The organism is Lysinibacillus sp. GW821-FHT14F06 (genome assembly GCF_058803665.1).
In genome coordinates this window covers 91,510-117,133 of sequence record NZ_JBXAPF010000001.1, presented here as the reverse complement: position 1 = coordinate 117,133, position 25,624 = coordinate 91,510, and the positions used below count along the sequence as shown (strand labels likewise).

The window sequence follows — 25,624 nt, the reverse complement described above, 5'->3', positions numbered from 1 at the left end:
ATTTCGTTATAATACCCTTAATAGTCATTTTTATCTAGTTTCAATTAAAGTGGCTTTAATGGTTCTAATTGAAGTAGGAAGAAGTAATTAAAAATATATGAATAGAATTAATAAATTAAAACATCTTTGCAATTAAAAAATGTAGTTTGAAATTTCAATTGAAAAGAGTCATTTATAGAAAAAATTATTTATTTTGGGAGGAGAAAAATGAGAAAGACTAGTTATGTTAATCAAGAACAAGGTCTTACTTTAGTAGAAGTTATCGCTTCAATTGTTTTAATCTCTATCATACTTTTGAGTTTCATGGGGTTATTTATGCAATCTAATAAAACAACAGCAACCTCTGGAGATATTGTAAATGCTACCTATATTGCGCAAAAGGAAATGGAAAACATCTATAAACATAGAATTTATAACACACCTGAAGAAATTGTAAGTAAGTTAAATGAGCAAAGTCGATCCTCTACCCCATCAGAACCTGAATATGTGGGAAATCTAAACTCTTGGGAAAAGCAAAAAGATAATATAAGAATAAAATTAAAAATGGAGAAGGACAATGTTCATCCAGAATTACAGTTAACAACGATTGTTGTAGAAGTCTATGAGGAAGTTAATGGGACTGAAACGTTAAAAAGCAAGATAGAAAACAGATACAAGTTAGGAGGCTGATAAACATATGCGAATTAAACAGCAACAGGGTTTAACCCTAGTTGAAGTGCTAGCAGTATTAGTCATATTTAGTATCATTTCCGTTCTTTTAATGAATATATTAGGATTTAGCACATCTACTTATCAAAAACAACTAACTAAAAATAAAGAGTTACAGAATACATCTATTGTTCTTAAGTTGATTACGAAGGATTTTCGGAAATCAGTAAAATTTGACGAAGCTACCTACACTTTTACAACTATAGTCGATGGGGTAAAGATTGAGCAAACATACGTACTTTCTGACAATGAAATTACACGTAATGGTGAAACTATCGCCACTGATATAGAAGTATTCGAACTTAGTAACCAAGAGAGTAGCTCTACCCTTACTATACGTTTAAAAAGCAAACACGATCAAGAAATACGAACAGAATTAACATCAAGAAAAAAACCATAATCGCAAAAAATTAGAAAATAGGGGGAGTTTTATGAAAAGACATACATCTTTATTGAGAAACGAGAAAGGCTATGCTTTTCTACTCGTCTTTTTAACTATTATTTTAGTAACTGTGCTCGGATTAAGTATTTTAAGATTCTCTAACAATACATTAACTACTTCTGCTCATGAAAGAGATGACCAATCTATCTACTATATTGCGGAAGCTGGATTGAATTATGGACGTGAAAATTTTAATCAAAATATAGAAACTGCCTATAATGCGGCAGTTGAAAAATACGATGAGGCAAAACTCGCTTTTGAAAAAGAACCAAATAAACCTAAACCAGAATTCAGTAACTTTTTAATCGTTGAATTAAATTCACTGGGCTATCCTACAACCGAGAACGATAAAAAAGATATAATTAATAATCTTGATTTCGAAAATCAATTTGGAAAAACACCTAAAGCAATAGTTAATCTTACATTAGAGAAAATAAACCAAAATGAACTTCAATATGTGATTGAATCAACAGGGCAATTTGAAGGAACATCCATAGAAAGAACCTTGCAACAAAGCATAAAAATCGCATTAGAATATACAAATTCAAATGATAACGAAGAAACTAACAACGGGGGTTCTAATAATGGGGGCTCAAATGGTAATTCAAATGAAAATCATTATGTTCCAAGTGATTTTACTGTGCAAACAAAAGGCAATATAATTGTAAATGCTGGAGGAAAAATTGATGGGAATGTGGCAAGTGCTGGAGGTAACATTTCATTAACCGGTGGATCATCTATCACCGGGAGTATAGGCACTTCTTCTGAAAATTTTAATGTTGATAATCCAGGCTTAGAATACTTAAAAAATCAAGTAACCGCAGCAAAGGATTTTCCTGCGGGCAATGTACTTGCACCATTTCCTAGCGATAAAATGAATGATCTATCTCAGTTAAATTATCCACCAAATGAAGAAGTCGCAGCTAGTCAGTGGAATAAAACTAATATTATTAATAATGGCAATTTCCAAGCAGATAACTGGATGACAAATAATTACACACTTAATTTAACAGGGGATACACATTTTAAACAATTTAAAGTCGATCAAAACAATAAAATAATTATTAATGTTGGAGATACAGATAAGGACCTGTATATTGAAAACCTTGATATTTTAAGAGGACATATTGAAATAGTAGGAACAGGGAAATTAAATATTTATGTTCAAAATTCTGTAAATATTACTGGTTCATTTAACCAAAATGGCGATGTAAATCAGGTGAATTTTTCGTATAGTGGCACAGCTCCAGTTAATTTTTCTGCTGATACTAAAATTTCAGGCTCCTTTTATGCTCAAGAGGCTGATTTAACATTCGCTGCTGGGGCTAGCGTAAAAGGAAATATTTATACAGGCGGGGATAATGTCACATTTAATGGAGGATTTACTTCAACGGGTCAACATATAATAGCTCCTAATGCTAACGTTAAAGTGGAGGCTGGAGCTCATATTAAAGGTGCCATTGTAGCCGATACTATTATTGTTGATGGAGGTGCCTCAGTAACTTTTGGTGAAAGCATTGTTTCACCAGGAAATAACGGCGGGTCAAATAATCCAGGAGGCAGTAATAATCCAAACGTACCTCCTTCTCCACCTAAAAAAAATATTATCGAAGAAATCATACTAGAAAAGTAAAAAATTAACACATGGACAATAAATTATATTTTAATTGTCCATGTGTTTTTCTAAACCTATCAAATTCCCCTAATTATCCTTCCTCAACAACCTACCTGACAACAATAACCCTATCCCACCAATCGCAATAAATAGAACAGCTCGTATTAATAGATCGAGTGCAGATAAATCAAAGAAGATAAGCTTAATAAACGCAATAACTAAGATAGTAAAGCCGGTTAAGCGTAATGTTCGTAAGTTGCGCACCGTACTAAGCCATAGGGCGATACTGGCTGTTACAAAAAGTGTAATCGTAGAAAGTGCGATGCTAAGCTTCCAGTCTAGTAGATTATTGTAGGCTAGCTGATGCACGAATCCCCATACAGATAGCATTATCAACACGATGCCGACACTAATTGTTGAATCTACATATTTCTCCATCTGTTGTTGGTAAATTTGATAAATACGGCCTTTCATCAGTACATCTAGTAAAATTGCCACAAGCACAACAATATAAATGATTCTTGTTAATAGATGAAGCCATCCAATTCCCTGCATTTCGGCTGGAAGGATACCGATTGAGAGCGTGAAAAGCAGGAAAAATGCGCCAAGTACTGGTGTTAATGCGCGTCCTTTATAATTTGTTGACACTAGAAGGGATGCCGCAAATAAGACAGCCAACATGATACACATCATATGTGGGGTGTTACTAACACCCACAAAATAAGTTGCATCAAGCTTACTAATATAGGCTAAGAAGTAACCTGTTGTTATGACCGCTAAAAAGTCTATTATATATAAATCCTTCATCAGCTTTTCAAATACCGTAAGTGATTCTTTTGGACGCATTGCATATAGATAAATAAGCAGCAGATAGATGGCTGGCATTAGTAAGTTAACATGGGAAATGCTGAAAAATGGTGTCGGCTCATGAATGATAAAGCTTATGATAATAGTAATCGTAAATATCATGGAGCTGACGACCTTCATCAAGCTTGCTCGTAAACGTAAGCTCATCATAACACCTGTAAATGCGATAAACGGTAATAGCAAATCTTCTACTTTCTCTGGAACATTCATAACAAGTAGCATATTACATAGGGCGATAAATGCGAGTGTGATGGCACTATCAAATGCCTCCTGCCATTTTTGCCTATAGCCATAACCCGCTAAAGTCGCAAACAAGATGACCAATACAAGTAAAAGCGCTTCGCTATATTCGATTGGTCTAATCATCAGGTTCATAAGCAATAAGCTAAAAATGCCTAGACTAAATTGAAGACCAACATGAATATGCTTCCATTTAGATTCAGTTTGAAATAAACGGCACCAACTCGTATAGTAAATAGCTAATACAGTCATCAAGCCAAACGCCATTATAGCTCGATTGTCGATGTTCATAAACGCGATAATGCTAACAGCTAGCATAGAGAAAAAGGTTGCTATATAGAGAGCTAGTTTTTGCTTATGCTGATATATGACAAATTGTAGCATTGTAAATAACGCAATAACATAAATTAAGATAATAACAGCACTAAAATCCATATATTCTAGTAAATACGGTAGCAAGAGTGAAGTGAAGGCTACAAACACTGTTAATATTTCATTTTTCTTCAAGTAACTAATGGCAATCCCATAGCCGATATAAATGATGGCGATGATGAGTGCCAGTGTTAAGCCAATGATTTCATACAATATTGCACTGGCCGCTGTTGTTAGAATTCCTACGATAAATGCCCCACCATATAAGGAAATGGTGATAGCTGGAGATCCCTTTTTTCTATGCTCCAGCACATATGCTAGTACGGCTAAGAAAATCGATAATGAATAGGCGAGGATGATTTTAACCTCATTCGATAAATAACCATAATCACTGACGAGCTTAAGACCCCAAAGCACCCCCATCACTAAAATGACCATAAATATTTTTGGTAAAGCCCACATGATACGTTCCTCCAGCGATTGCTGTGGTTGCTTCTTTTTTTCAGGTATTGGCTTTGCTTTTGGCTTGGAAGTAATAGTTGGTTTTTGTCCTGCCAATGATGAAGATTGTTCCATCATTATTTTTCTAGCATTTATTGTTGTTGATTGACCAACAGAATGTTGCTGTTTTAAGCTATCCAGCTCCTGCCTTAAATCCATCATTTCCTTCTCAAGCTTGGCAATCCTTTGCTCCATTTCAAGTGACATCCCATCATCCTCCCTACTTTATCATTTTTTTACATTATAACATCTTTTTAAAAGGTGTAAAATTATACTTTTAGATCATATTTATACTATTACTATCTAGGTCTCCGATACATTAAAGCACGCTCACTATCCTTCGTTCCCCTTGTAGTTGGATCTACAACAACCCCCATTAATACGAGAATTGATAAGACAGTATTTAAGATGGATGTTAGCTGCTCACTCATTGCACTCGTTAAATCATAGCCAAAAATAGCTGCAACTTGCTGTGCGAGTAATAAAATCAATGAAAACAGTGCCAATAAAAATGGCTTATGCTGAAGACGAATCCTCCAATTAATTTTCATAGAAGCTCACCTCCCCCCTTCTCTCTACAATATATGCACAGTGAAAACTTAACACATATGCAAAAATGGAGCTCGAACTATAGAAATAAGGGATTTAAATAAACAATTTACTTTAACGAGAAACACAAATCTACTCTATAAATACTATTTTATAGGGCAATAATCACCATAAAAAACAATGTGGATAAAAATCAGGTCTAGTACAATGAGTTCTGGTTTTGCTTAGTAAGAATTCCTCTTAGCTTTTCAAATAGTTTGTAATTACTTAATTCCCTAAATAATGCTTTGTACACTTTTATCTGTACTTCTATAACATTAAAATTTTTCCATCTAAAGCATTGACAAAAAAAACCTTACGTTATACAGTTAGTTACAAGAGTAATTAACCAATTAACAAAGGAGGTGGATTGTGATTCATTCTTTAAACAATGAAAAGCCTATCTTCCAGCAAATCCGTGAACGAATAGAGGATGCCATTCTAGATGGACAGCTGCAGCCTGAAGATCGCATTCCCTCCACCAATGAATTTGCGAAGGAATATCAAATTAATCCTGCAACCGCTGGGAAAGGCGTGAACGAATTAGTGGATAAAGGTGTTATTTATAAAAAACGTGGTGTTGGCATGTTTGTTAGTACAGATGCGCGTGAAATTTTACTGGTGGAGCGTAAGGAAAGTTTCTTTCAGCAGCATATAGAGCCATTAAAGAAGGAAGCAACAAGACTGGGTATATCCAATGAAGAATTACAAAATATGTTACAAAGGAGCTAGTGTATGAAAGTCGAAATAAAAAATGTTGTCAAAACATTTAAACATAAAAAAGCTTTAACAAATGTCACATTTACGATAGAGGGACCTAAAATTATTGGGTTTTTAGGTCATAACGGTGCTGGTAAAACAACTTTTTTAAATTTATTAGCTGGACTAATTACCCCCACTAGTGGAAGCATCTCTGTCAATGGAGAAAATGTCTTTAATGCACCTGCAACTTTACGTGACATTTGCTTTATCGCAGAAAGTGGTAATTTTCAGGAGGAAATGACCATTGCCCAAACATTGAAAGCCAATAGTTTCTTTTATCCACAATGGGATGAAACGCTTGCAAGAGAGCTACTTGAGGTATTTGCATTAAACCCCAAGGATAAAGTTCGTAGCTTATCAAAGGGAATGGTTTCGGCATTAGGCATTATTACAGGCTTTGCAAGCAATGCAGGAATAACAATCTTTGATGAGCCTTATATTGGACTTGATGTGGCTGCTCGAAATACATTCTATGATTTATTGATTGAGCAACAAACCGAAAATCCAAGACTTTTTATCTTATCCACGCATTTAATTGATGAGGCGAGTGAGCTGTTCGAGGAGATTCTTATTTTAAATGAAGGGCAATTGCTACTTCAAAAAACAGCAGAGGAATGGCATCAGCATATTGTGGCGGTAAAAGGAAACGCTTCAGATGTTGAGCGGGCAATACAAGGGCTAGAGGTTATCTATCAACATATGTTTATGCAGGAATTAACAGCGGTAATCTATAGCAATGGCCGCCATATTGAAGGGCAAAATATTAAACTTGAGCGTGTTTCATTACAGGATATGTTGGTGTATTTAAGTAAGCAGCAGAAAGCGAGGGCTATTAAATGAATACAATAAAGGGTAGTTTTTATATTCTATTTCAAAGCTATAAAAAGCAAAACATTATTTTTTGGTGCATTTTATTCGCTATCGTTCTATTGACTTTTTTCATAGATACTTTTTTTGGGCAATACTTGTTTTCTTTCGCCATTACGATTTCTATTCCAGTCTATATCTTTTACAGTACAACGGCATCAAAGTTGTTAAATAAAACCTTGCCTTATTTTTTAAAGCTCGGAATAAGTCGTACGCAGTATATGGTCAATGTTGGTCTCTTTTTTATCTGCTGGAGCCTAGCTGGCGCTGTAATCATTACTTGTACGCATAAAGTCATTAATTACTTCTCAGCATTACTAAAAATCAAAGAAATACTTATTATACATCCAATATACTTTTTCGGAAATTCCACTGCATTTATCGACACAGTTGCACTGGACACGGTATTACTACTATTCTCTTTAACTTCCGGGCTATTGTTAAACATTGTCTTTTATCGTTTAGGAACGATTGGTGGTTATAGCTTTATCGGGCTACTTTGTTTAATTCCGATTACTATGGTCATTTTCGAGTGGTACACTACATTGTTTGAGCTGTTTTCAAAACTATCAGCTATTACAATAGTAAGCAGTCTATTCGTATTTAGTGTTCTCCTGTACTTTATCATCACACTAGCTTTACGGAGAGCTTCAGTGCATCCTGCTTAATTCAAAAAGAAGGGATCAGCTAGATGGCAAAAAAAATGTTAATTAAAATAATTGGCTTAGAACTTCTTCTTATATTTTTCTATGTTTTGAATGGTGCCTACGTTTCCATTCAACAACCTTCAAGCCCCTTTCTCCAATTTGTGCTGCTAGTACCTCTAGCGGTAGGGCTCTTTGTATACATTGGGGTGAAAAAGAATTGGCACCAATACTTCTTTTTAGCTTTTAATAAAAGTAATATTTTACTCGTTAGCCCACTGATTTTCATTTTATGTATCATTCTTATCGGTACAAAAGGCTTGAATACAGAATCCTTTAGTCATTTAATCGTGATGTTGATCATGCAATTGTTTGTCGTAGCTTTTATCGAAGAAACGGTTTTTAGAGGCATCATGCTACGGATGCTATTAGCAAAAGGGCCTTTTACAGCAGTTTGGGTATCAAGTTTCCTATTTAGTGTCACACATGCCCTACAGTTACTTGGTGGTCAATCTCTTGAAGATACAGTTATCCAAATAATCTATGCACTACTTGTTGGCCTCGTACTTTCTTTACTAATTTTAGATGGTCAATCCATCATTCTAACAATATTGTTCCATGGCTTGAATAATTTCTTTAACTTTATGGGCAATGAAGAAAGCTCTTTGTTGTATGCATACATGATTATAATTATACTTTTTGTCTATATGCTACTATTATGGAAGCGTGTGAAGAAAAAAGTAGTCATCTAATAGTATATTCTCCTGATGCCAGGTCATTTGATGAGAAGACTTGGCATCTTTTTATGAGGTTTGATATTACTTTTTTGCCTCTTTTTCATTTACTTGAAAAAGAGAAATTTCCCCATTATTCGCGCAGTCAACTAAAACATACTCCACTTCATTTTGATCATTAATGCCAGACATTATATTTTTACAAACATCTGTCTCTTGCCCTTTGTCCTGCCCTCCAAATGCATCATGTGAATTATCATGCGTATATTGAATGTCATTCCCATCAAAATGTAAATCTGCGAAGATGGGATCCCCCTCTTTTGTATATGCAGTCACTCGAACAGTATCCTCTTGATTATTAGCTAGATGCTCAAGAAATTGTTCAAATCGTTCTAAATTATGTACTCCGTTATGTAAAATTGTAATATCCCCTCTTTTAATCGCTTTAGTGGAGTCGTATCCACCTGTTAAGGAACACCCAGTTAAAATGATTAAAACCATTAACAAGAATAAAATTTTTTTAAGCAAGGCTTAACCCCCTTTCTATGACCACTTATTTCAATACAATATTTACCATAACGAAAAATATATTAAGATGCAAGTTTAGTTCTTTTTCGTTCATAACATTTATACACTTAATACAGTAAGTGGGATAAAAAAATAAGTGAATAAACACACAGTTAAAATTCGGGTGCTTATCCACTTTTTTAGGAGAGTAAAGAGGCAATTATATTCGTTTTATTTTTGGGCAGGTTATACAGTAATCATTCGCTTCGTCGGAGCTTAAATAATAAAAGCAACAGGTTTTTCTTAATCGTATAGGCATATCAGTATCTTTAACAAATACCTTGGGATCACAATATTTTGTTAATGGATTTTTTCTCTCACCAAATAGATCGCCTGATGCCTGAAACGCTATATAATAATAATCATCCTCTAAACGAGCTATTTCTAGTGGATTCGCTTCTTCTCTTATTTTTGTTTCATAGAGCCAATTCACATAGATGGCTGTGTTTTCCCATAGAGTCGCTTTAGGAATTTTAGCAGTTGTCGCTAATATCCGCCAAACTCTCTCAAGGTTATTGGCAAATATATGTTGCATAATTTGATCACGCCAGGCTAGCCGATTTTGTATGGGGAGTGAAGTTGACCAATCTATTAATCTTATGCTGGGAAGCCACGGCTTTTCCTTATTATTCGATTCAATCCAAGCATTTTCAATGTCAACATTCAGCCCCTTTTCAAACCTTGACATTGCATAAAGTGCAGAGGCCATTGTCAATACACTATAGCGCTTAGCAAATAACGATGCCGTAACAAGTATAGAAGAAGAATTAAAAAAGGAAGCAATTTCTTGTAAATAAGTTAGGCAAAAATCTGTGTCTAGTAAATTCTTTGCAGGAATTGAATAAATTAAATCTGAATTTTGTTCGATTGTAAGTCTATACCCTTGCGTTAATACTGCTATTTCATCAGCTGTAAGATCTAAACTCACCTGATGCTTGCCTCCCCACTTTCCTCTTCTACTACTGTGCGTCCCTTACCATGAGGAACACATAATGGTGTCCCGAAAATTGGATCTTTAATAATCGTACAGTTCATTCGAAATACATTTTGCACCATCTCCATTGTCACAACTTCCTCAGGTTTACCTTGAGCGTATATTTGCTTATCTCGTACTGCGACAATATGATGGGCATAACGACATGCTAAATTTAAATCATGTAGTACCATAACAACTGTACGATTTTCTTCGACATTCAAATCAAATAGTAAATCTAATATTTCTATTTGGTGAGCCATATCTAAATAAGTAGTTGGTTCATCTAATAAAATTAAATCCGTTTTTTGTGCTAAGGTCATCGCAATCCAAGCACGTTGTCTCTGACCACCAGACAAAGCGTCTACTGATCGATCTACAAAATCAGTCATCTGTGTTACTTCTAACGCTTTATTTACAATTATTTCATCCTCATTAGACCACTGCTTTAACCAACTTTGATGAGGATAGCGCCCCTGTTTAATTAATTGTAAGACTGTTAATCCTTCAGGTGCAACAGGTCCCTGTGGTAGAATCGCTAAACGCTTTGCAATATCCTTTGTGGGAATTTTTTGGATTACGTCATCCTCTAAGAAAATTTGACCAGCTTTCGGTTTTATTAAGCGTGCAAAGGTTCGTAAAAGTGTGGATTTTCCACAACCGTTGGCACCTACCAAAACGGTAATTTTCCCTTTAGGTATTTGCAAATTTAAATTCTCTAAAATTTTATTCTCCCCATAATATACGCTTAAATCATGAGCCTTTAAAACATTTTTCAAAATCCTGTCACCCTCTTTTATACTCTTTAGCTATTGTAGCCGTTGTTAAAAAGCATTTATTGATTGCGTGTTTTAAACAATAAATATATAAAAAATGGAGCACCGATAGCTGCCGTAAATACACCTGTTGGTAGATCTTTAGGTAAGAAGGCTGTTCGAGCCACAATATCGGCTGCTATAACAATAATGCCACCGATAATAGCCGTTACTGGAATTAAAGCGGCAAAGGAGCGTCCAACAAGCATTCTACTCATATGTGGTGCCACTAATCCGACAAAAGCAATTCCACCAGCAAAGGCTACAGCAGAACCTGCAAGCATAACACTGATCAGTAAAAAGAATAAACGATAGACCTGAACTTTTACACCTAGTCCGATTGCAATATCATCTCCCAATTCCTTAACATTTACAATTCTAGCCATTACGAAAGTCAATGGTAATAATACTAAAACCCATGGAAGCAATAGAAAAACATCTTGCATATTAGCCCCATATAAACTTCCTGTTAACCATAAATATGCTTTCGTGGTGGCAGCCACATTGCTAATAACGAGCAGCATGGTAACCATCGCTTTTGCTAGTGCCGAAATCCCAATACCAATCAACACCATACGTATAGGAGTTACACCCTTTTTCCAGGAAAGAAGATAGATGATAAACGACACGATCGAAGCACCTATTATTGCTGCTAGGGGTAAAAATTGAATACTGACTGTTCCCATAAAATACACGATAAAAACAATCGCCCCAACTGATGCTCCACTCGTTACTCCAATAATATCTGGAGCTGCAAGTGGATTACGAATAATTCCTTGTAAGATTAAGCCCGCAACACCAAGTGCTGCACCGACTAACAAAGCCATCAATACTCTAGGTAGTCTTAATGTATGTAAAACAAAATTATAGTCCCCACTTCCGTAACCAAACAATTCCTGAATAACAATCCATGGATGAATAAAGTCACTGCCAGCTGATAAGCCAAGAATCGTTAATAGGACTAATAAAAGACTTAGAATTAGAGTGATCAAGCATGTTTTTAAAGCAATTTGAAACGAAATACGATCAGATTTTGAGCGTATTGTCATGTACTTAGGCATTTTTCGCTAACCCCTTTCGTGCAATATAAATGAAGAAAGGAGCACCAATTAAAGCAGTCATAACACCAATTGGCATTTCCAATGGCATGATTATAAATCTAGCTGCTATGTCAGCCAACAGCAGTAATGTAGCCCCAAACACTGCACTATAAGGAATAATCCAGCGAAAATCTGAACCTACAAGCCCGATTGCTATATGCGGAACGATCAGACCAATAAAGCCGATTGAGCCCGCTACCGCTACAGAGCTACCTGCAAGCACAATAATAATTATTCCTAGCATAATTTTAGTGATAATTGTTCGCTGCCCTAACCCTTTTGCAATATCATCACCAGATTGCAAGACATTAATGGATCTTCCCATAACTATTGACACAATGGTTGCAACTAAAATAAATGGAAGAACAGGTAAGAGCATATCAATGCTACGTCCTGACACTGACCCTGCTAACCAAAAAAGAACACTTTGTAGGCCCTGCTCATCAATCACAAGTAACCCCTGTGTAAACGATACGAATAAGGCTGTAATCGCTGCACCTGCTAATACTATTTTGATGGGTGATAAACCATCTCTTCCTAATGATCCTAAGAAAAAAACCATTGCTCCTGCAATACCTGCCCCTAAAAAGGCAATCCACATATAACTCATTAAGGAATCTATTGAAAACAAAGTAATCGCGCTGACAATAAAAAATATAGCTCCTGCATTAATACCTAAAATATCAGGTGCCGCTAACGGATTTCTTGTTAATGCACGCATTAAAGCCCCAGCAATGGCAAGGCTGGCACCAACTACCGCAGCAATAATAGCGCGTGTCAAACGAGAAGTTCTTATAATGACATGGTCTGTATTTGCATCATTAAAATGAAAAAATGCCTGATAGATAACCTCTAATGATATTGAGGTTTGACCAAGTGCAATACTTAATATAAATGTGCAAAAAAGCAATACACAGCTTATTAGTAAGCAAATTTTTTTCATTGGGGTACTGGAAAGAATAATTCTCATTTTATGCCAACTTTCTTCATCCACAATTTATCTCAAAAACTAGCTTGCAGTTTAAATATAAAGCTTTCTATCTACAAGAAGAGGGCTGTCACTAAAGATACAGCCCTTACTTGCCATTATTTTTCTATTTCAAATTTGTCATAAATATCATCAAGCATTAAATTAGCGCTTAGAATACCACCAGCTAGATTCCAATTAATTTCATCAACCTGATATACTTGATTTGCTTTGACTGCATCAAGCTCTTTCCATAATGGATGATTTGTCCATTCTTCATAAACTTTTTTAACAGCCTCATCATTTTCCATAAACATATAAATCACATCTGCATTCATCTGTGTAATACTTTCTTTGTCAGTTAGTTTTACAATCTCTAATGAATCATCTGTTAGATTTTTAGGTCCCTTGAAGCCAAGTTCTGATAAAATCGATCCTGCAAAGCCTGTAACATAAATTCGTGCATGATCTGCTCTGAAATTAACAACTGACACATGTAGTGGCCATTGGTCCCCAAGCTTTTCTTTAATTTTTGTTTGGAAATCTGCCACTCGGTTATCCCAATTTCCTAATAGTTCTTTGACCTTATCTTCTTGATTCATTGCTTGACCCATCATTTCTGCTGTTCCTTTGAAATCAAAAACAGTTTCATGGGCAACTGTTGGTGCAATTTGAGATAACTGATCATAAATTTCCTCATGACGCACTTTCGAAGCAATAATTAAATCAGGCTTAAGCTTCGCAATTTCTTCTAAATTTGGCTGTGTTTCCTGCCCAACGATTGTTACACCGTCTAAATCATTTTTAAGATAGTTATAGATAGGCGCTTCTGCCCAGGACTCTACTGCACCCACTGGCTTAATACCCATTGCAACTGCCACATCGGTAGCACCTTGATAAAGCGTTACTATTTTTGTAGGTGTTCCTTTTACTGTTGTTGTGCCCATCGCATGTGTAATTTCACGACTTGCTTCCTCTGTTTTTCCTTCTTCTGATGCTTTATTTTCCTGTTCACTACTTTTCGATGTTTTATCCCCGCAAGCAGCTAGTAAAAATGCGAATGATAGTAATAGTGTGAAAAGCAAATAAAAATTTCTTTTGTTAAATGTAAGTTTCGACATATATGTCCTCCCAAATAATAATCAACAATGATAATCATTATCACTAGAAGAGTATACTGTACAAAAAATGTATTTACAATATCTTTTTTTATAAAAAACGTACCTTTTTAATAATTTTAATAATATTTTATTTTTAATTAGCTGCTTATTATACAAATATACAAATTAATCTCTTTTGATAAAGAAAATCACCTGAAACAAAGGTATATATACTCATCTAAATAAGCTATAAGGATATATTAGGCATATGTTACATAAGTTTCGATTTTCACTGATGTGTGAGATTTATCTAATAGTTAGTAGGCAAATAAATAGACCCTATCGACATAGCCCTCATATCTTAATAATGAACCACAACTTATTAAAACAGGAGGTAATAACCATGTTTAAACGTATGCGTCACCATGGGAAAGGTCCACATTGCTGTCCACCACAAGCAATGCCAACACAATTTGATCCACCACAATTTATGCCACCAGAGCAATATGTTCGTACAAATTATATCCATACTGTCGTACCACATGTACAACCAACACATATTACAAATGTAAATAAACATATGATCGATCATCAATACTATTTCCCATGTACTGAATCTGTCGTGAATGAATGTTGCGAAAATCATACACTTTGCGGTATGCCGCCTAATCCTTGTCACATGCCGCAGCATCACTGCCCTATGCCACATCACCACGGTCATATGCCGTACCACCATAAACATATGGGCTATTAATGAAATAAGCGATGAGGCTATAATTTTTTATTAAAAATTTATTTATGATTATCATAAAAGGTTGCACATTTTAATTAAGAAAAATTAAGACTGAAATCCAATATTGGATTCAGTCTTAATAGTGTTGAAAAACTAAATGTTCAAGGGACTCTTTTTGAATACTACTAAGTCAAATGAAGAAGGATATTGAGTCACTAACGACTGATCAACTAAAGAGGAGACTTGAAAGTTTGGTATTTCAACAATTAATAAACAAATATAAATAGTAAGAAAAAAACGCTCAGAATATAATTTCCATTAAAAGTAAAGTAAATAATTTAACCCTCTTTTAATATATCAAATGTCACACATTATACAGGGTAAAAAAATAGGATAGGAAAGCAGTAAGGATATCTGCTTTACCTATCCTTTTATGTACTACAAATGACCTCATTTACCACAATAATAGAACTTCATGCGTTCAACTAACACCTCGTTAGTTCAACAATTACTGTATTATCTTTCTCACTTTAAAGTCCCTACCCAAACATCTCCTTTGTCGAGACTATATTGCAGGAAACCCCCAAATTCATTTTCAAATTTTATGGTTTCGTAGGCATTTCCCTTAATTTTTGATACTTCTTTTTCAGTTAAACTTCCTTCTTCTAACCAATCATTCAAGTCGTTTTCATCGTAATAATCAATCTCTATGTTCAAATCCCATTGAAATTGTTCTAACTTGTCCCTCAAGGAATGAAATTTATAGAAAGGGAATTCCTTGTTTTCTTCCCTTGTTTGAAGGATTTATTATAGAAATCAAGACAATCTCTATATGCAACGACAATTTGTGAATTGATAAAATTAGGGTCATACAGCCAGATTTTTAAATAAAATTCTTCATTTTCATCCATCATTTTTTGATGCCACTCTAGGTAAACTTCAATCATTGCATCAAGTAAAAGCCGATTATACCAATTGGGAGGGGTTTTTCGTACCCATGCATAAAAGGGATGAATCCATAATTTTTCGTATTGTCTGTGGTAATTCCTTAAATAGTCCATATCTAAATTTATTGCATTTTGCTTCCATCTTTTAATTTTTCTCTTATGTCTTTTCCAACCTCGTATTTTCTTCTTTTTTGAGTAATAAAATAGAGCCTGCACTCACCCCAGCTAAAATCACTCCTTGGTTCCACGCTTTTCTTAAAACATGATCTAATCCCCATTCTGTTCACAAAGCTAAAAGATTTTTAGTGTTTCCTCCACCAACATCAACAATATCTTTTTCTAATATAAAACTTTCAAGATCCCTGGTTGGGGGATTAAATAGTGAAAGATGGGATGGATCACAATTTTGGTGATTAAAAAAATTATAATACCTTAATATGTATTATCGGCATCTCCACTTGCGGTAGGGATAAAGCAAATGTTAGGCTCAAATTTCTCAACTTGGTTCAATATATATAAATCTAATAATGGATTATCTGGTTCCATTGAAAAACCGCCACCACCAAGTGCAATTATTTGTCTCATCTAAAAAACCACTTCCAGAAAATAACATTAGGTAAAAAGTTATACAAGTATTTAAGTAAACCCTTTTTGAACTAGCCCTGCCCCAATAGTTGCAGAAAAAAAGCGTTGGACCCATACAGATCCAACGCTTTTTATTAGTACATTTTTAAATATTGGTCACGTTCCCATTGATGAACAGTAGTGCGATACATATCAAACTCGATTTCTTTTGCTTCTTTGAAGTTTGCATAGATATGCTCACCTAACGCTTCTTGAGCTACTTTGTCTTTAGCTAGTAATGTTAACGCGTCATCAAGAGCTGGTGGTAAGTTTTCAATTCCATTTGCTTTACGTTCTTCTTCAGACATCACATAAATGTTACGGTTAATTGCAGCTGGTGGAGTTAGGTTTTGACGAATCCCTTCTAGACCCGCTTCTAAAATAACAGCCATTGCTAAATATGGATTAGCGGCTGGGTCCACAGAACGTACCTCTACACGTGTTGACAGACCACGAGCTGATGGAATACGAATTAGTGGTGAACGGTTTTGTGCTGACCATGCAACATAACAAGGTGCTTCGTAACCAGGAACAAGACGTTTATAAGAGTTAACTGTAGGGTTTGTTACAGCTGTGAAGCCTTGAACATGCGCAATAACTCCTGCCATGAATTGCATAGCTGTATCAGAAAGACCTAGTTCAGTCGATTCATCGTAGAATGCATTTTCTTTCCCTTTAAACAACGAAACATTGAAGTGCATCCCAGAGCCAGCTTCACCGTATAATGGTTTTGGCATGAAAGTAGCGTGTAAGCCATGTTTACGAGCAATTGTTTTTACAACTAATTTGAACGTTTGGATATTATCACAAGCTGTAATAGCATCTGCATATTTAAAGTCGATTTCGTGTTGTCCAGGAGCTACCTCATGGTGAGAAGCTTCGATTTCAAAGCCCATCTCTTCTAGCTCTAATACGATATCACGACGGCAATTTTCACCAAGATCAGTTGGCGCTAAATCGAAGTAACCACCGTGGTCATTTACTTCTAGTGTTGGTTCGCCTTTTGCATCTAATTTGAATAGGAAGAACTCTGGTTCAGGCCCTAAGTTGAAGCTTGTGAAGCCCATATCTTCCATTTTCTTTAGGATACGTTTTAGGTTATTACGTGGGTCACCAGCAAACGGTTCGCCTTTAGCAGTGTAGACATCACAAATGAAGCGTGCTACTTTCCCTTTTTCAGAAGTCCAAGGGAATACTACAAACGAATCTAAATCAGGATATAAATACATATCTGATTCTTCGATACGAACGAAACCTTCAATAGATGAACCATCAAACATCATTTTATTTTCTAGCGCTTTGTCTAATTGGCTTACAGGAATCTCAACGTTTTTGATTGTGCCAAGTATATCCGTAAATTGTAAACGAATAAAGCTTACGTTTTTTTCTTCGATTAGACGTTTAATGTCCTCTTTTGTGTATTTACCCACAGTTTTCCACACTCCTATAATTTGTCTAGCTTTTATCTTTACCCTACCCTATTAAAGGCTTTTAATAGAATCGGGATAAATCCCCACGTCGAATGGATGATTTTTGCATGCGTTGTGCTTGACGCATTTCCTCGCGCATAATGCGACGTAATTCTGAGTCACTTAAATCTGGCTCATCTGTCGTTACAGGGTCACTCTTTTTAGCAAATAATTTTTTAATCTTTGCCATATTCATTCCCTGCTCTAAATAATCCTTTATTTCTAGCAATGTATCGACGTCATTTAATGAGAACATTCGACGATTGCCATCTGTTCGGTGCGGCTCAATTAAATGGTGTTCTTCATAATAACGAATTTGGCGTGCCGAAAGCTCGGTCAATTGCATCACGATACTCATGGATAATAACGGCATAGTTCGTCTAATTTCACGACTCATTTAAGTCCCCTCCAATACCCGCTTATCATATAACGAAATTTTTACACTGTCAACAAAGATGTAAGGTTTCCTAACATCGATTTTTAATATTTTTTTCGACTGCTACAAAATTGTAAAAAACTATTCAGAATCATGATTTGAATAGTTTTTTACCTATTTATTTCTGAATTTTTTGAACAGCACTACAAATGGCGAATTTTACATGCTCATATGTGAGGCCGCCTTGAATAAATGCTGTATATGGCGGACGAATAGGACCGTCTGCTGTAAGCTCAATACTCGAACCTTGAATAAAAGTACCTGCTGCCATTATGACATCATCCTCATAGCCTGGCATATAGGCTGGCTCTGGTGCGTAATGGGCATTAATCGGTGAGTTTGCTTGAATTTCACGACAAAAGGCAATCATTTGTTCAGCTGTTTGGAATGAAACAGATTGAATTAAATCTGTTCGTTTCGCATCATAGCTTGGTGTCGTAGACATACCAATTTCTTCTAGCATTGCAGCTGTGAAAATGGCGCCTTTTAATGCTTGTGCTACAACGTGTGGCGCTAAGAAAAAGCCCTGATAAAAATCGCCCAGCGTATTTAATGTTGCACCTGCTTCAGCGCCAATACCAGGTGACGTCATACGAAAGGCACATTTTTCAACTAAATCAGCGCGACCAGCAATATAGCCTCCAATTTTCGCCAATCCTCCCCCTGGGTTTTTAATCAGAGAGCCTGCCATTAAATCTGCCCCTACCTCTGTCGGTTCCTGATCCTCCACAAATTCACCATAGCAATTGTCGACAAAGATAATAGCCTGCGGTGCTAATTCACGGACTTTCACGCACATATCAGCAATTTCTGCAATAGTAAAGGATGGTCGTGTTGCATAGCCCTTTGAACGTTGAATAGCAATCATTTTTGTATTCTCTGTAATAGCAGCCGCTACACCGTCCCAATCAATCTTTTGATTAGCCATTAAATCCACATGATGATAACTGATTTTATAATCCTTTAATGAACCAGTATCCTTGTCACCGCCATCTACTATGGATTGTAATGTATCGTATGGCTGACCTGAAATATACAGCAATTCATCACCTGGTCGCAGCACTCCGAATAGACTAAGCGTAATGGCATGTGTCCCCGAAATAATCTGTGGACGTACGATGGCAGCCTCCGCTCCAAAAACCTCTGCATAAACACGCTCTAAATTGTCACGCCCCTCATCATCATAACCATATCCATTAGAAGGATGTAAATGATAGTCACTAACTTGATGCTTCCTAAAAGCTGCAAGCACCTTTTGTTGATTAAAGAACGCCATATCGTCTACCTTCCTATGAAACGGGTAAACCTTCTCCTCTATTTCGGTAGCTAATGCTAACGTTTCTGTTGTTAAATTCGTTGTAAAAGTCATTCATTCTTCTCCATTCACATTTGTTCAATTGTGGGCACCATACCCACAAATTGAAGTTTTCACTTTACTCCTATCTCATCTTAACAATTTGTAGATGTGTCTGCAAAACTTGCCTATTGTTTCTACTCGTAATATGCGCTAAGCTAATGTGCGGACTTCTTTCATTATTTTCGATATTTCGACTACAAAATTCATAGATTCTGTTACATTTAATAGAATTCTTTAACTTTAATGAGAAAGTACATTATTTTTCAGAAGGGGTGAAAAGGGATGGCTTGGGAGGTTTTTAGTATTATTGGAACAATTGCCTTTGCTATTTCTGGGGCAATTATCGCGATGGAGGAAGAATACGATTTATTCGGTGTTTATATACTCGGTATTGTCACTGCCTTTGGGGGTGGAGCAATTCGTAACTTGCTTATTGGCTTACCTGTTACAACGTTATGGGGACAGGATATGATGTTCCAAATTGCGCTTGCGGCGATTACTATATTTTTTATTTTTCCACATCATCTAATTCAGCATTGGCATCGATGGGGAAACTTCACAGATGCAATTGGCTTATCTGCATTCGCTATTCAGGGCGCACTCTATGCTGTAAAGCTCGACATGCCAATTAGTGCAGTTATTGTAGCTGCTGTCTTAACTGGTTCAGGAGGTGGGATTGTTCGAGATCTATTAGCAAGACGCAAGCCCCTTGTATTACGTGATGAAATTTATGGTGTTTGGGCAGCTCTAGCAGGACTCGTGATTGGTCTAGAAGTATTAACAGGCGACCTCTTTTTATATGGATTATTTGGTATGATTACAGTGCTAAGAATTCTTTCCTATATGAAGAAATGGCGTTTGCCTTTACGAAAGCTGAATCGAGCATAACCATTTTATGAATAGTAACAAGCCCAAATAGTTCCAATATATGGACTTGTTATACTTTTTGGTACTACAAAGAAATGCCTTAAGCGTATATTTTTTCACCTATTCATTCGATTCTACTAGCACTACAGATTCCTCAAGTGTAGCCATGTTTTTCATCATGGAGCATGCTGCATCTAAAATTGGAAAGGCTAAAGCTGCACCAGAGCCCTCTCCTAAACGCATATTCATATGCAGCATTGGTTCTATCCCTAACAACTTGGCTGCTATTTTAGCACCTGGTTCTTCTGAGGCATGTGAAGGAATAATGTAGTCCTTTACTTTTGGCTCAAGCTCAAAGGCAATGAGGGCAGCAATCGTAGAAATAAAGCCATCTATAACAACAGGCTTGCGATTTGCTGCAGCTGCAAGTACAATTCCAGCCATAGCACCTATTTCTAAGCCACCAACTTTTGCAAGAATATCAATAGGATCGTGGCGATTTGGTTTGTTTAATGCAATGGCATTTTGAATAACCTCCACCTTATGCGCAATTCCTCCTGCGCCAACACCTGCGCCCATTCCCGTTACTACATTTGGATGACAGGCTTGAAGCACGGATAGGATAGCCGCACTTGGTGTAGTATTCCCAATACCCATTTCTCCAGTACCAAGAATATCGACTCCGTTACTTATTTCACTCGTTGCAACTGCAATACCTACTTCGATGGATTGAATAGCTTCTTCTCTTGACATAGCTGGACCCTTTGCCATATTGTCTGTTCCATATTTAATTTTCTTTAAAATGACCCCAGCATCAAGTGGTAAATCTTCTTTTACACCAACGTCAACTGTTACGATTTTTGCATTGGTTATGTTGGCGATAGCACAAACACCCGTAAGCCCTTTTGGAAAATTCATTGTTTGTAAAAAGGTTACCTTTTGTGGATTAGAAGTTACATCCTCCTCACAAACACCGTGATCTGCAGCACAGACAATAATTGCTTTGTTATCTATCTTTGGAAACATTTCTCCTGTAATACCAGCTAATTGTACTGCAAGAGATTCTAGTTTTCCCAAACTTCCAGGTGGCTTACTAAGAGCATCTATACGCTCTCTCGCTTTCTTCATCATATGACTGTCTACATGTTGAATACTTTCAATGGTTTGTTGTAATAATTGCATGAATCATTCCCCTTTCTATTTTACATTGAGCTTTAGAGAAAAAATAAAAAGCCTGTAGTTTATTCATCACAAATAAACTACAGACTTTTCCATCGTCTATATAATCGAAGCAATTAGGCAGGTCTCCTGGCTCAATTTCAACATTTCATAGAACCTTCCCAGCACCATGCTAGTGGCATACTCTATGAAACTCCCTTTTACAGTGGTGGGACCGCTAAAGACTTACACTTTATTCCCTATTCTCCCATAATGGGCACCCAATGCTATTATGCAATTTCTTTTAATTTACTGTAAAGTTTTTTGGGTGTCAATATGACAGCATTATCTTTATTACACTTTTGTATCAATTTCGCCTTGGCGTATTTGCGCCTGTAGAGGTGGAAGTCTTCTGTATCTGCCGCTGTCGCTACGCTTACGCGCATAAAACATCTGCCGCTATGCTTTCGATACAAAAACATTTGCTGAATAAAGATAAATAATCTAGAAAGTTGGAAAAAGACCAGATTGAATTTGGTGAATCTGACCATTCTTAACTTCAAATGTTAAATCAGCTGCATTTTTTATCATTGAATCGTGTGTCACCAATACAATGGTTTTTCCCTTTACTTTGTTTAAATATATGAGTAGAGATTCTATAATGCTCTGATTTTCTTTATCTAATGAAGCTGTAATTTCATCAAACAAATATATTTCGGCATCCCTTAAAAGTGATCTCGCTATAGAAAGCCTCTGCTGTTGTCCAGTAGAAAGATCAAGTCCATTATGTCCAATTAATGTATCAAAATTATTCTCCAAAGACGTTATAAAATCATATATATTTACTAGCTTGCATACTTTTATTAAATCTTCATTAGTAGCATCTGGATTTGCTAAAAGTAAATTCTCTTTGATAGTTCCAGTTAGTAAAAAATGATTTTGAGAGACTAGACATATTTTTTTCTTATAGATATGGTGAGGAATATTTTTCACATTATATTGATTTATTAATATTTCCCCTGTGTAACCTACATATAACCCTGAAAGTATGTTTAACAAAGTTGTCTTTCCTGATCCGCTCACACCTTTAAAAAGAACGATTTTTTTTAAAGGTATTGCAATATTAATATTTTTAAAAATTGGTGAAAATTCATTAGAATATTCATAACATACGTTACGTAACACCATCCTACCTTCCTCAAATGAAGGTATCGTCATATGACTAGACATATTGTTTACATCACATTTTGTTTCAGCAGGCACATCTAGTAGATTTTTAACTCTATTTATGGATACTATGGCTTCTTGAAAAAAGGTATTTAGTTGTCCAAATCTTAAAAATGACTGGTTAAAATTATTTGAATAAGAAGTAAAGGCAATTAAAATACCTATAGTCAAATCTTCTTTATAAATAAGATAGACGCCTAAAATAAGAATCAACAAATAGCTTATATAATTTATGAATTCTATTATTGTCCCGGATTTAATATTTAACAACATTTTTTCAAGCGATAGTTTATAGACTAAATCATTTTTTTGAGAATATCTATTTACTCCCTCAGCTTCATTATTTAATAGTTTAAACAATTTAAAAGATGACAGTAACTCTCCTAAGTATGTTAGATAATGATCTAAACTTTGCTTTACACTAATGTCCTTTTCCCGTATTTTTTTGCCATAAAATTTAAAGATAAATAATGTTAATGGACATGTGATAAATAGAATCGAAACTAACAATAAATTGATATTTAGTAAAATTATAAACACAACTAGAATACTAATACAATCGATGAAAATATTTAGTAACTCTGAAAGAACATTTGAAAAAGCTTTTGTATCGTTTTCAATTTTATTCATCATTTCGCCTTTAGGAATTAATTGATAATCATCCATATCCTTAGCCATAATTCGTTTAACCATTTTCAATTTAACATCTATTTGAATGTTAGCAATTAATTTCGCTAAATAATATTTCTGAATAAATTTAATGCCTAAATTAATTAAAAATAATATTGCAATAAATAGGATGATTTTTAATGCGTTACTTACTTCCTTATTTGTTACATAATCTATAAACCTACCAAATATTAAAGGATGTATTATGTTTAAACCCATCGAAACGCACATTATAGTATTTATAAATACTAATTTCCTGTTATATGGACCTGTATATTTAAATACCTCCAGTAATACCTTCATGTATTATGTTATTTGCCTCCTAATCTTCTTATCAATTTATTGATCCTCCAACTTTATGATAAACGAATAAGCATCTTGAGGTTTTTCTTTCAAAATAGTAAGATAATCTGTCATATATGATTCTGTAGTTGTATGAAATTGTTCATTTTTCATTGTTTTCAGCTTTGCTTCACTAAATAAATCACTGTTATTATTTAGAATAACTTTCTGTTCAATAATTTTTTTTAACAACTCATAACATACCGTCTGTTTCTCTGTCTTCCAAGTTTCGTTCATTAAAATATTTAGTAAATCTTCTATAATATTATAGCCATAATTAAATTCAAAAAATTTATTAGAATATGGACGTATTTCAATTGTCTTTCCATTAATGCTTATAATATTTCCGACTTCTCTATTAATTGGTAAATTAAAGTCTTTAGTAATACTAATTTTTTGATAAGGATTTTTTATTCCGAACTGTGCCATTTGTTGGGTAAGGTCTGAATAGATAGCAGAAAATCGATCAGCTCGTTTTTGACTTACTCCTTTATATTGAACAGTAATTTCATTGAATACATAACTCTCATAGGGCTGACTCATTAGCTCGTTCTCTTTGAATTCTTCATACAAATGTAAACAAATTATTGCTAAAATTGAACAACTGGCTAAGCTAGCAAAGAAATACTTGTCTTTTTTTAATGTTGGCCTTTTACTAAAACAAACCGCCGCTGCCATAGAGCAAATACAAAGAAATAAAACACCCACAAAATTTAAATAATGTAGATTATCTGGATACATAAAGTTAAGCGTAGGTGCAATATATTGAATTATCTCCAATTTATAGCCATGCATTAACATTAATACAAAATAAATCACAACAAGTATTAAAATAGAGGCATATTGATTTGAAAAGAATGTAGCTACTAAAAATGGAATAGATATTGTAAATATATGAAATATAATAATTACAACTAAAATATTAATAATAGGTGTATCAACATAAACATATTTCTCGAAAAATCCAAGTAATATAAATGCCGGTGAAGTCAGTACAAAACCTAATATCCATTGCCACAAAATTATTTTTCTTGTAGTAAATATTGAAATTAAAAAGATTTTGTCCATTTGATAACGCTGATGCAATGAAATAATTTGTATTGTCATTACGGCTGAAAAAATACCATATAAAGGAATCATCGCTTGTGCATCATTTACAGTAAAGAAAAATTGTGAAATGAACAAGGCTAATACTAACGCATAATAAGTGAAGAGATAATCATTACGAACGATAACCTTAGACCAAAATAAGCTTATATCTTTCATATTTCTTTCATCCTTCTGTCAAAAAGATAGACGCTAAAAACGATAAAAAAAACTCCCAGACATAAAAAAACTATTCTTTTTAAATTAAACACAAGGTTTACCAACTGTGTCTCAAGTAAATCTGGATTAAACCAGATAGATAAAAAGGGTGAATTAATAAATTGTATACTAAGTAATAAATACAATATTGTTATAATGTGAAGATAGATTGTGCGCTTTAAAAAAAAGGCGATTAAAAAATTAAATGCTACACAGTATAAAACCGTACTCATTACTTGAAAAAGAGTAATGAACATTAATGTTATTGAAATCATTCCTTTAAAATAGCCAAATAAAACAATATAAAAAATTAAAATCACAATATAAATTAACAATATGATGGCCATCATTTTGGCTAATATATACATAGGCTTATTGTTTAGTTTAAGCAAAATAACATTTCGCTCAAATGTATGTAAGTAACCTTTCCATACATATGAAACTACGCTTGGAATAAGTATAATAAGAAAAATCATTTGTATTTGAAGAGCTGCGTACCAATTCCCTTGAACTTCATCCAACGAATTTAAATATATAACCATTATCGGTACTACAAATATAAAAATTACTAAACTAATAATGATTGCTAGACTTTTTATTAGTCTTTTAAACTCAAAATTTAATAATA

Annotated in this window: 25 protein-coding genes, 1 pseudogene and 1 riboswitch; of the genes and pseudogenes, 9 read left to right on the top strand and 17 right to left on the bottom strand. The window is 34.8% G+C overall.

The genetic code is table 11. The features are described from left to right. The first annotated feature begins 207 nt into the window (after positions 1 to 207). The 3 genes from AC1RNS_RS00520 to AC1RNS_RS00510 are packed head-to-tail and all read left to right on the top strand — an operon-like array spanning position 208 to position 2,783. Entirely contained in the window at positions 208 to 669 is a 462-nt protein-coding gene (locus tag AC1RNS_RS00520) for a type IV pilus modification PilV family protein (RefSeq protein ID WP_492446211.1), read from the top strand. Between the two features lie 7 nt (positions 670 to 676). Continuing rightward, complete coding sequence (locus AC1RNS_RS00515; RefSeq protein ID WP_492446213.1) at positions 677 to 1,108, top strand: PulJ/GspJ family protein; 432 nt, start codon at positions 677 to 679, stop codon at positions 1,106 to 1,108. Positions 1,109 to 1,139: 31 nt separating this feature from the next. Then, the gene (locus tag AC1RNS_RS00510) at positions 1,140 to 2,783 is read left to right on the top strand and encodes a bactofilin family protein (protein ID WP_492990022.1); all 1,644 of its coding nucleotides are present in this window, start codon (positions 1,140 to 1,142) and stop codon (positions 2,781 to 2,783) included. 69 nt (positions 2,784 to 2,852) lie between these two features. Here the strand turns inward: AC1RNS_RS00510 and AC1RNS_RS00505 are convergent, their stop codons facing one another. Together AC1RNS_RS00505 and AC1RNS_RS00500 are read right to left on the bottom strand one after the other, a co-directional pair. After that, positions 2,853 to 4,952, bottom strand: a complete 2,100-nt coding sequence (locus AC1RNS_RS00505; RefSeq protein ID WP_492990020.1) for a DUF2339 domain-containing protein — start codon at positions 4,950 to 4,952, stop codon at positions 2,853 to 2,855. 92 nt (positions 4,953 to 5,044) lie between these two features. Further along, positions 5,045 to 5,296, bottom strand: coding sequence for a phage holin (locus AC1RNS_RS00500; protein ID WP_492990018.1), 252 nt, complete (start codon positions 5,294 to 5,296; stop codon positions 5,045 to 5,047). A 409-nt stretch (positions 5,297 to 5,705) separates the two neighbouring features. On the opposite strand from AC1RNS_RS00500, the gene AC1RNS_RS00495 reads away from it, so the two are divergent. From AC1RNS_RS00495 to AC1RNS_RS00480, 4 genes are read left to right on the top strand one after another with little or no spacing between them, the layout of a single operon-like run. Then, positions 5,706 to 6,065: a GntR family transcriptional regulator gene (locus AC1RNS_RS00495; protein WP_427547830.1), complete on the top strand. Its 360-nt coding sequence runs from the start codon at positions 5,706 to 5,708 to the stop codon at positions 6,063 to 6,065. A gap of 3 nt (positions 6,066 to 6,068) precedes the next feature. Beyond that, positions 6,069 to 6,935 (top strand): ABC transporter ATP-binding protein, encoded by an 867-nt coding sequence (locus AC1RNS_RS00490; protein WP_492990016.1) that lies wholly within the window; start codon positions 6,069 to 6,071, stop codon positions 6,933 to 6,935. Further along, entirely contained in the window at positions 6,932 to 7,630 is a 699-nt protein-coding gene (locus tag AC1RNS_RS00485) for a hypothetical protein (RefSeq protein WP_492990015.1), read from the top strand. Before AC1RNS_RS00490 ends, AC1RNS_RS00485 begins: the two co-directional genes overlap by 4 nt. 23 nt (positions 7,631 to 7,653) lie before the next feature. After that, the gene (locus AC1RNS_RS00480) at positions 7,654 to 8,358 is read left to right on the top strand and encodes a CPBP family intramembrane glutamic endopeptidase (RefSeq protein WP_492990013.1); all 705 of its coding nucleotides are present in this window, start codon (positions 7,654 to 7,656) and stop codon (positions 8,356 to 8,358) included. Between the two features lie 66 nt (positions 8,359 to 8,424). Here AC1RNS_RS00480 and AC1RNS_RS00475 read toward each other — a convergent pair whose 3' ends face one another. The 6 genes from AC1RNS_RS00475 to AC1RNS_RS00450 form a co-directional block, all read right to left on the bottom strand. Beyond that, positions 8,425 to 8,868: a DUF4362 domain-containing protein gene (locus tag AC1RNS_RS00475; protein WP_492990011.1), complete on the bottom strand. Its 444-nt coding sequence runs from the start codon at positions 8,866 to 8,868 to the stop codon at positions 8,425 to 8,427. 199 nt (positions 8,869 to 9,067) lie between these two features. Next, the gene (locus AC1RNS_RS00470) at positions 9,068 to 9,835 is read right to left on the bottom strand and encodes an IucA/IucC family C-terminal-domain containing protein (protein WP_492990009.1); all 768 of its coding nucleotides are present in this window, start codon (positions 9,833 to 9,835) and stop codon (positions 9,068 to 9,070) included. Beyond that, positions 9,832 to 10,659, bottom strand: a complete 828-nt coding sequence (locus tag AC1RNS_RS00465; protein WP_492990008.1) for an ABC transporter ATP-binding protein — start codon at positions 10,657 to 10,659, stop codon at positions 9,832 to 9,834. Before AC1RNS_RS00465 ends, AC1RNS_RS00470 begins: the two co-directional genes overlap by 4 nt. A 56-nt stretch (positions 10,660 to 10,715) precedes the next feature. Beyond that, positions 10,716 to 11,756, bottom strand: a complete 1,041-nt coding sequence (locus AC1RNS_RS00460; protein ID WP_492990006.1) for a FecCD family ABC transporter permease — start codon at positions 11,754 to 11,756, stop codon at positions 10,716 to 10,718. Then, positions 11,749 to 12,765, bottom strand: a complete 1,017-nt coding sequence (locus AC1RNS_RS00455) for a FecCD family ABC transporter permease (RefSeq protein ID WP_492990005.1) — start codon at positions 12,763 to 12,765, stop codon at positions 11,749 to 11,751. The genes AC1RNS_RS00460 and AC1RNS_RS00455 overlap by 8 nt, the downstream gene beginning before the upstream one ends. 116 nt (positions 12,766 to 12,881) lie before the next feature. Next, positions 12,882 to 13,883, bottom strand: coding sequence for an ABC transporter substrate-binding protein (locus tag AC1RNS_RS00450; RefSeq protein ID WP_492990003.1), 1,002 nt, complete (start codon positions 13,881 to 13,883; stop codon positions 12,882 to 12,884). 382 nt (positions 13,884 to 14,265) lie between these two features. Here AC1RNS_RS00450 and AC1RNS_RS00445 point away from each other — a divergent pair, with 382 nt between their 5' ends. Beyond that, the gene (locus AC1RNS_RS00445) at positions 14,266 to 14,616 is read left to right on the top strand and encodes a CotD family spore coat protein (RefSeq protein WP_492990002.1); all 351 of its coding nucleotides are present in this window, start codon (positions 14,266 to 14,268) and stop codon (positions 14,614 to 14,616) included. A 504-nt stretch (positions 14,617 to 15,120) separates the two neighbouring features. On the opposite strand, the gene AC1RNS_RS00440 is transcribed toward AC1RNS_RS00445, so the two are convergent. The 6 genes and pseudogenes from AC1RNS_RS00440 to AC1RNS_RS00415 form a co-directional block, all read right to left on the bottom strand. Continuing rightward, a complete protein-coding gene (locus tag AC1RNS_RS00440) occupies positions 15,121 to 15,276 on the bottom strand; it encodes a hypothetical protein (protein ID WP_492990000.1) in 156 nt (51 codons plus the stop codon). Positions 15,277 to 15,341: 65 nt separating this feature from the next. Next, entirely contained in the window at positions 15,342 to 15,758 is a 417-nt protein-coding gene (locus AC1RNS_RS00435) for a hypothetical protein (RefSeq protein ID WP_492990460.1), read from the bottom strand. Further along, positions 15,745 to 16,127, bottom strand: a pseudogene (locus tag AC1RNS_RS00430) (Type 1 glutamine amidotransferase-like domain-containing protein); the annotation flags it as partial. The gene AC1RNS_RS00435 and the pseudogene AC1RNS_RS00430, both read right to left, overlap by 14 nt. A 134-nt stretch (positions 16,128 to 16,261) precedes the next feature. Further along, positions 16,262 to 17,596, bottom strand: a complete 1,335-nt coding sequence (gene glnA / locus AC1RNS_RS00425) for a type I glutamate--ammonia ligase (protein WP_492989999.1) — start codon at positions 17,594 to 17,596, stop codon at positions 16,262 to 16,264. 61 nt (positions 17,597 to 17,657) lie between these two features. Next, complete coding sequence (locus AC1RNS_RS00420; protein WP_492989998.1) at positions 17,658 to 18,032, bottom strand: MerR family transcriptional regulator; 375 nt, start codon at positions 18,030 to 18,032, stop codon at positions 17,658 to 17,660. Between the two features lie 157 nt (positions 18,033 to 18,189). Continuing rightward, on the bottom strand, positions 18,190 to 19,440 hold the full coding sequence (locus AC1RNS_RS00415; protein WP_492989997.1) for a methionine gamma-lyase family protein: 1,251 nt from the start codon (positions 19,438 to 19,440) through the stop codon (positions 18,190 to 18,192). Positions 19,441 to 19,710: 270 nt separating this feature from the next. Between AC1RNS_RS00415 and AC1RNS_RS00410 the strand changes: the two genes are divergently transcribed. Beyond that, on the top strand, positions 19,711 to 20,316 hold the full coding sequence (locus AC1RNS_RS00410; RefSeq protein WP_492989995.1) for a trimeric intracellular cation channel family protein: 606 nt from the start codon (positions 19,711 to 19,713) through the stop codon (positions 20,314 to 20,316). 99 nt (positions 20,317 to 20,415) lie between these two features. On the opposite strand, the gene cobT is transcribed toward AC1RNS_RS00410, so the two are convergent. From cobT to AC1RNS_RS00395, 3 genes are all read right to left on the bottom strand, one after another. Continuing rightward, entirely contained in the window at positions 20,416 to 21,477 is a 1,062-nt protein-coding gene (cobT, locus tag AC1RNS_RS00405; protein ID WP_492989993.1) for a nicotinate-nucleotide--dimethylbenzimidazole phosphoribosyltransferase, read from the bottom strand. Between the two features lie 99 nt (positions 21,478 to 21,576). After that, positions 21,577 to 21,753, bottom strand: a riboswitch (cobalamin riboswitch). Between the two features lie 204 nt (positions 21,754 to 21,957). Further along, on the bottom strand, positions 21,958 to 23,568 hold the full coding sequence (locus AC1RNS_RS00400; RefSeq protein WP_492989992.1) for an ABC transporter ATP-binding protein: 1,611 nt from the start codon (positions 23,566 to 23,568) through the stop codon (positions 21,958 to 21,960). A gap of 120 nt (positions 23,569 to 23,688) precedes the next feature. Next, positions 23,689 to 24,957 carry a hypothetical protein gene (locus AC1RNS_RS00395; protein ID WP_492989991.1) on the bottom strand — a complete coding sequence of 423 codons (1,269 nt, stop codon included), beginning with the start codon at positions 24,955 to 24,957 and terminating at the stop codon, positions 23,689 to 23,691. Positions 24,958 to 25,624: the final 667 nt, after the last annotated feature.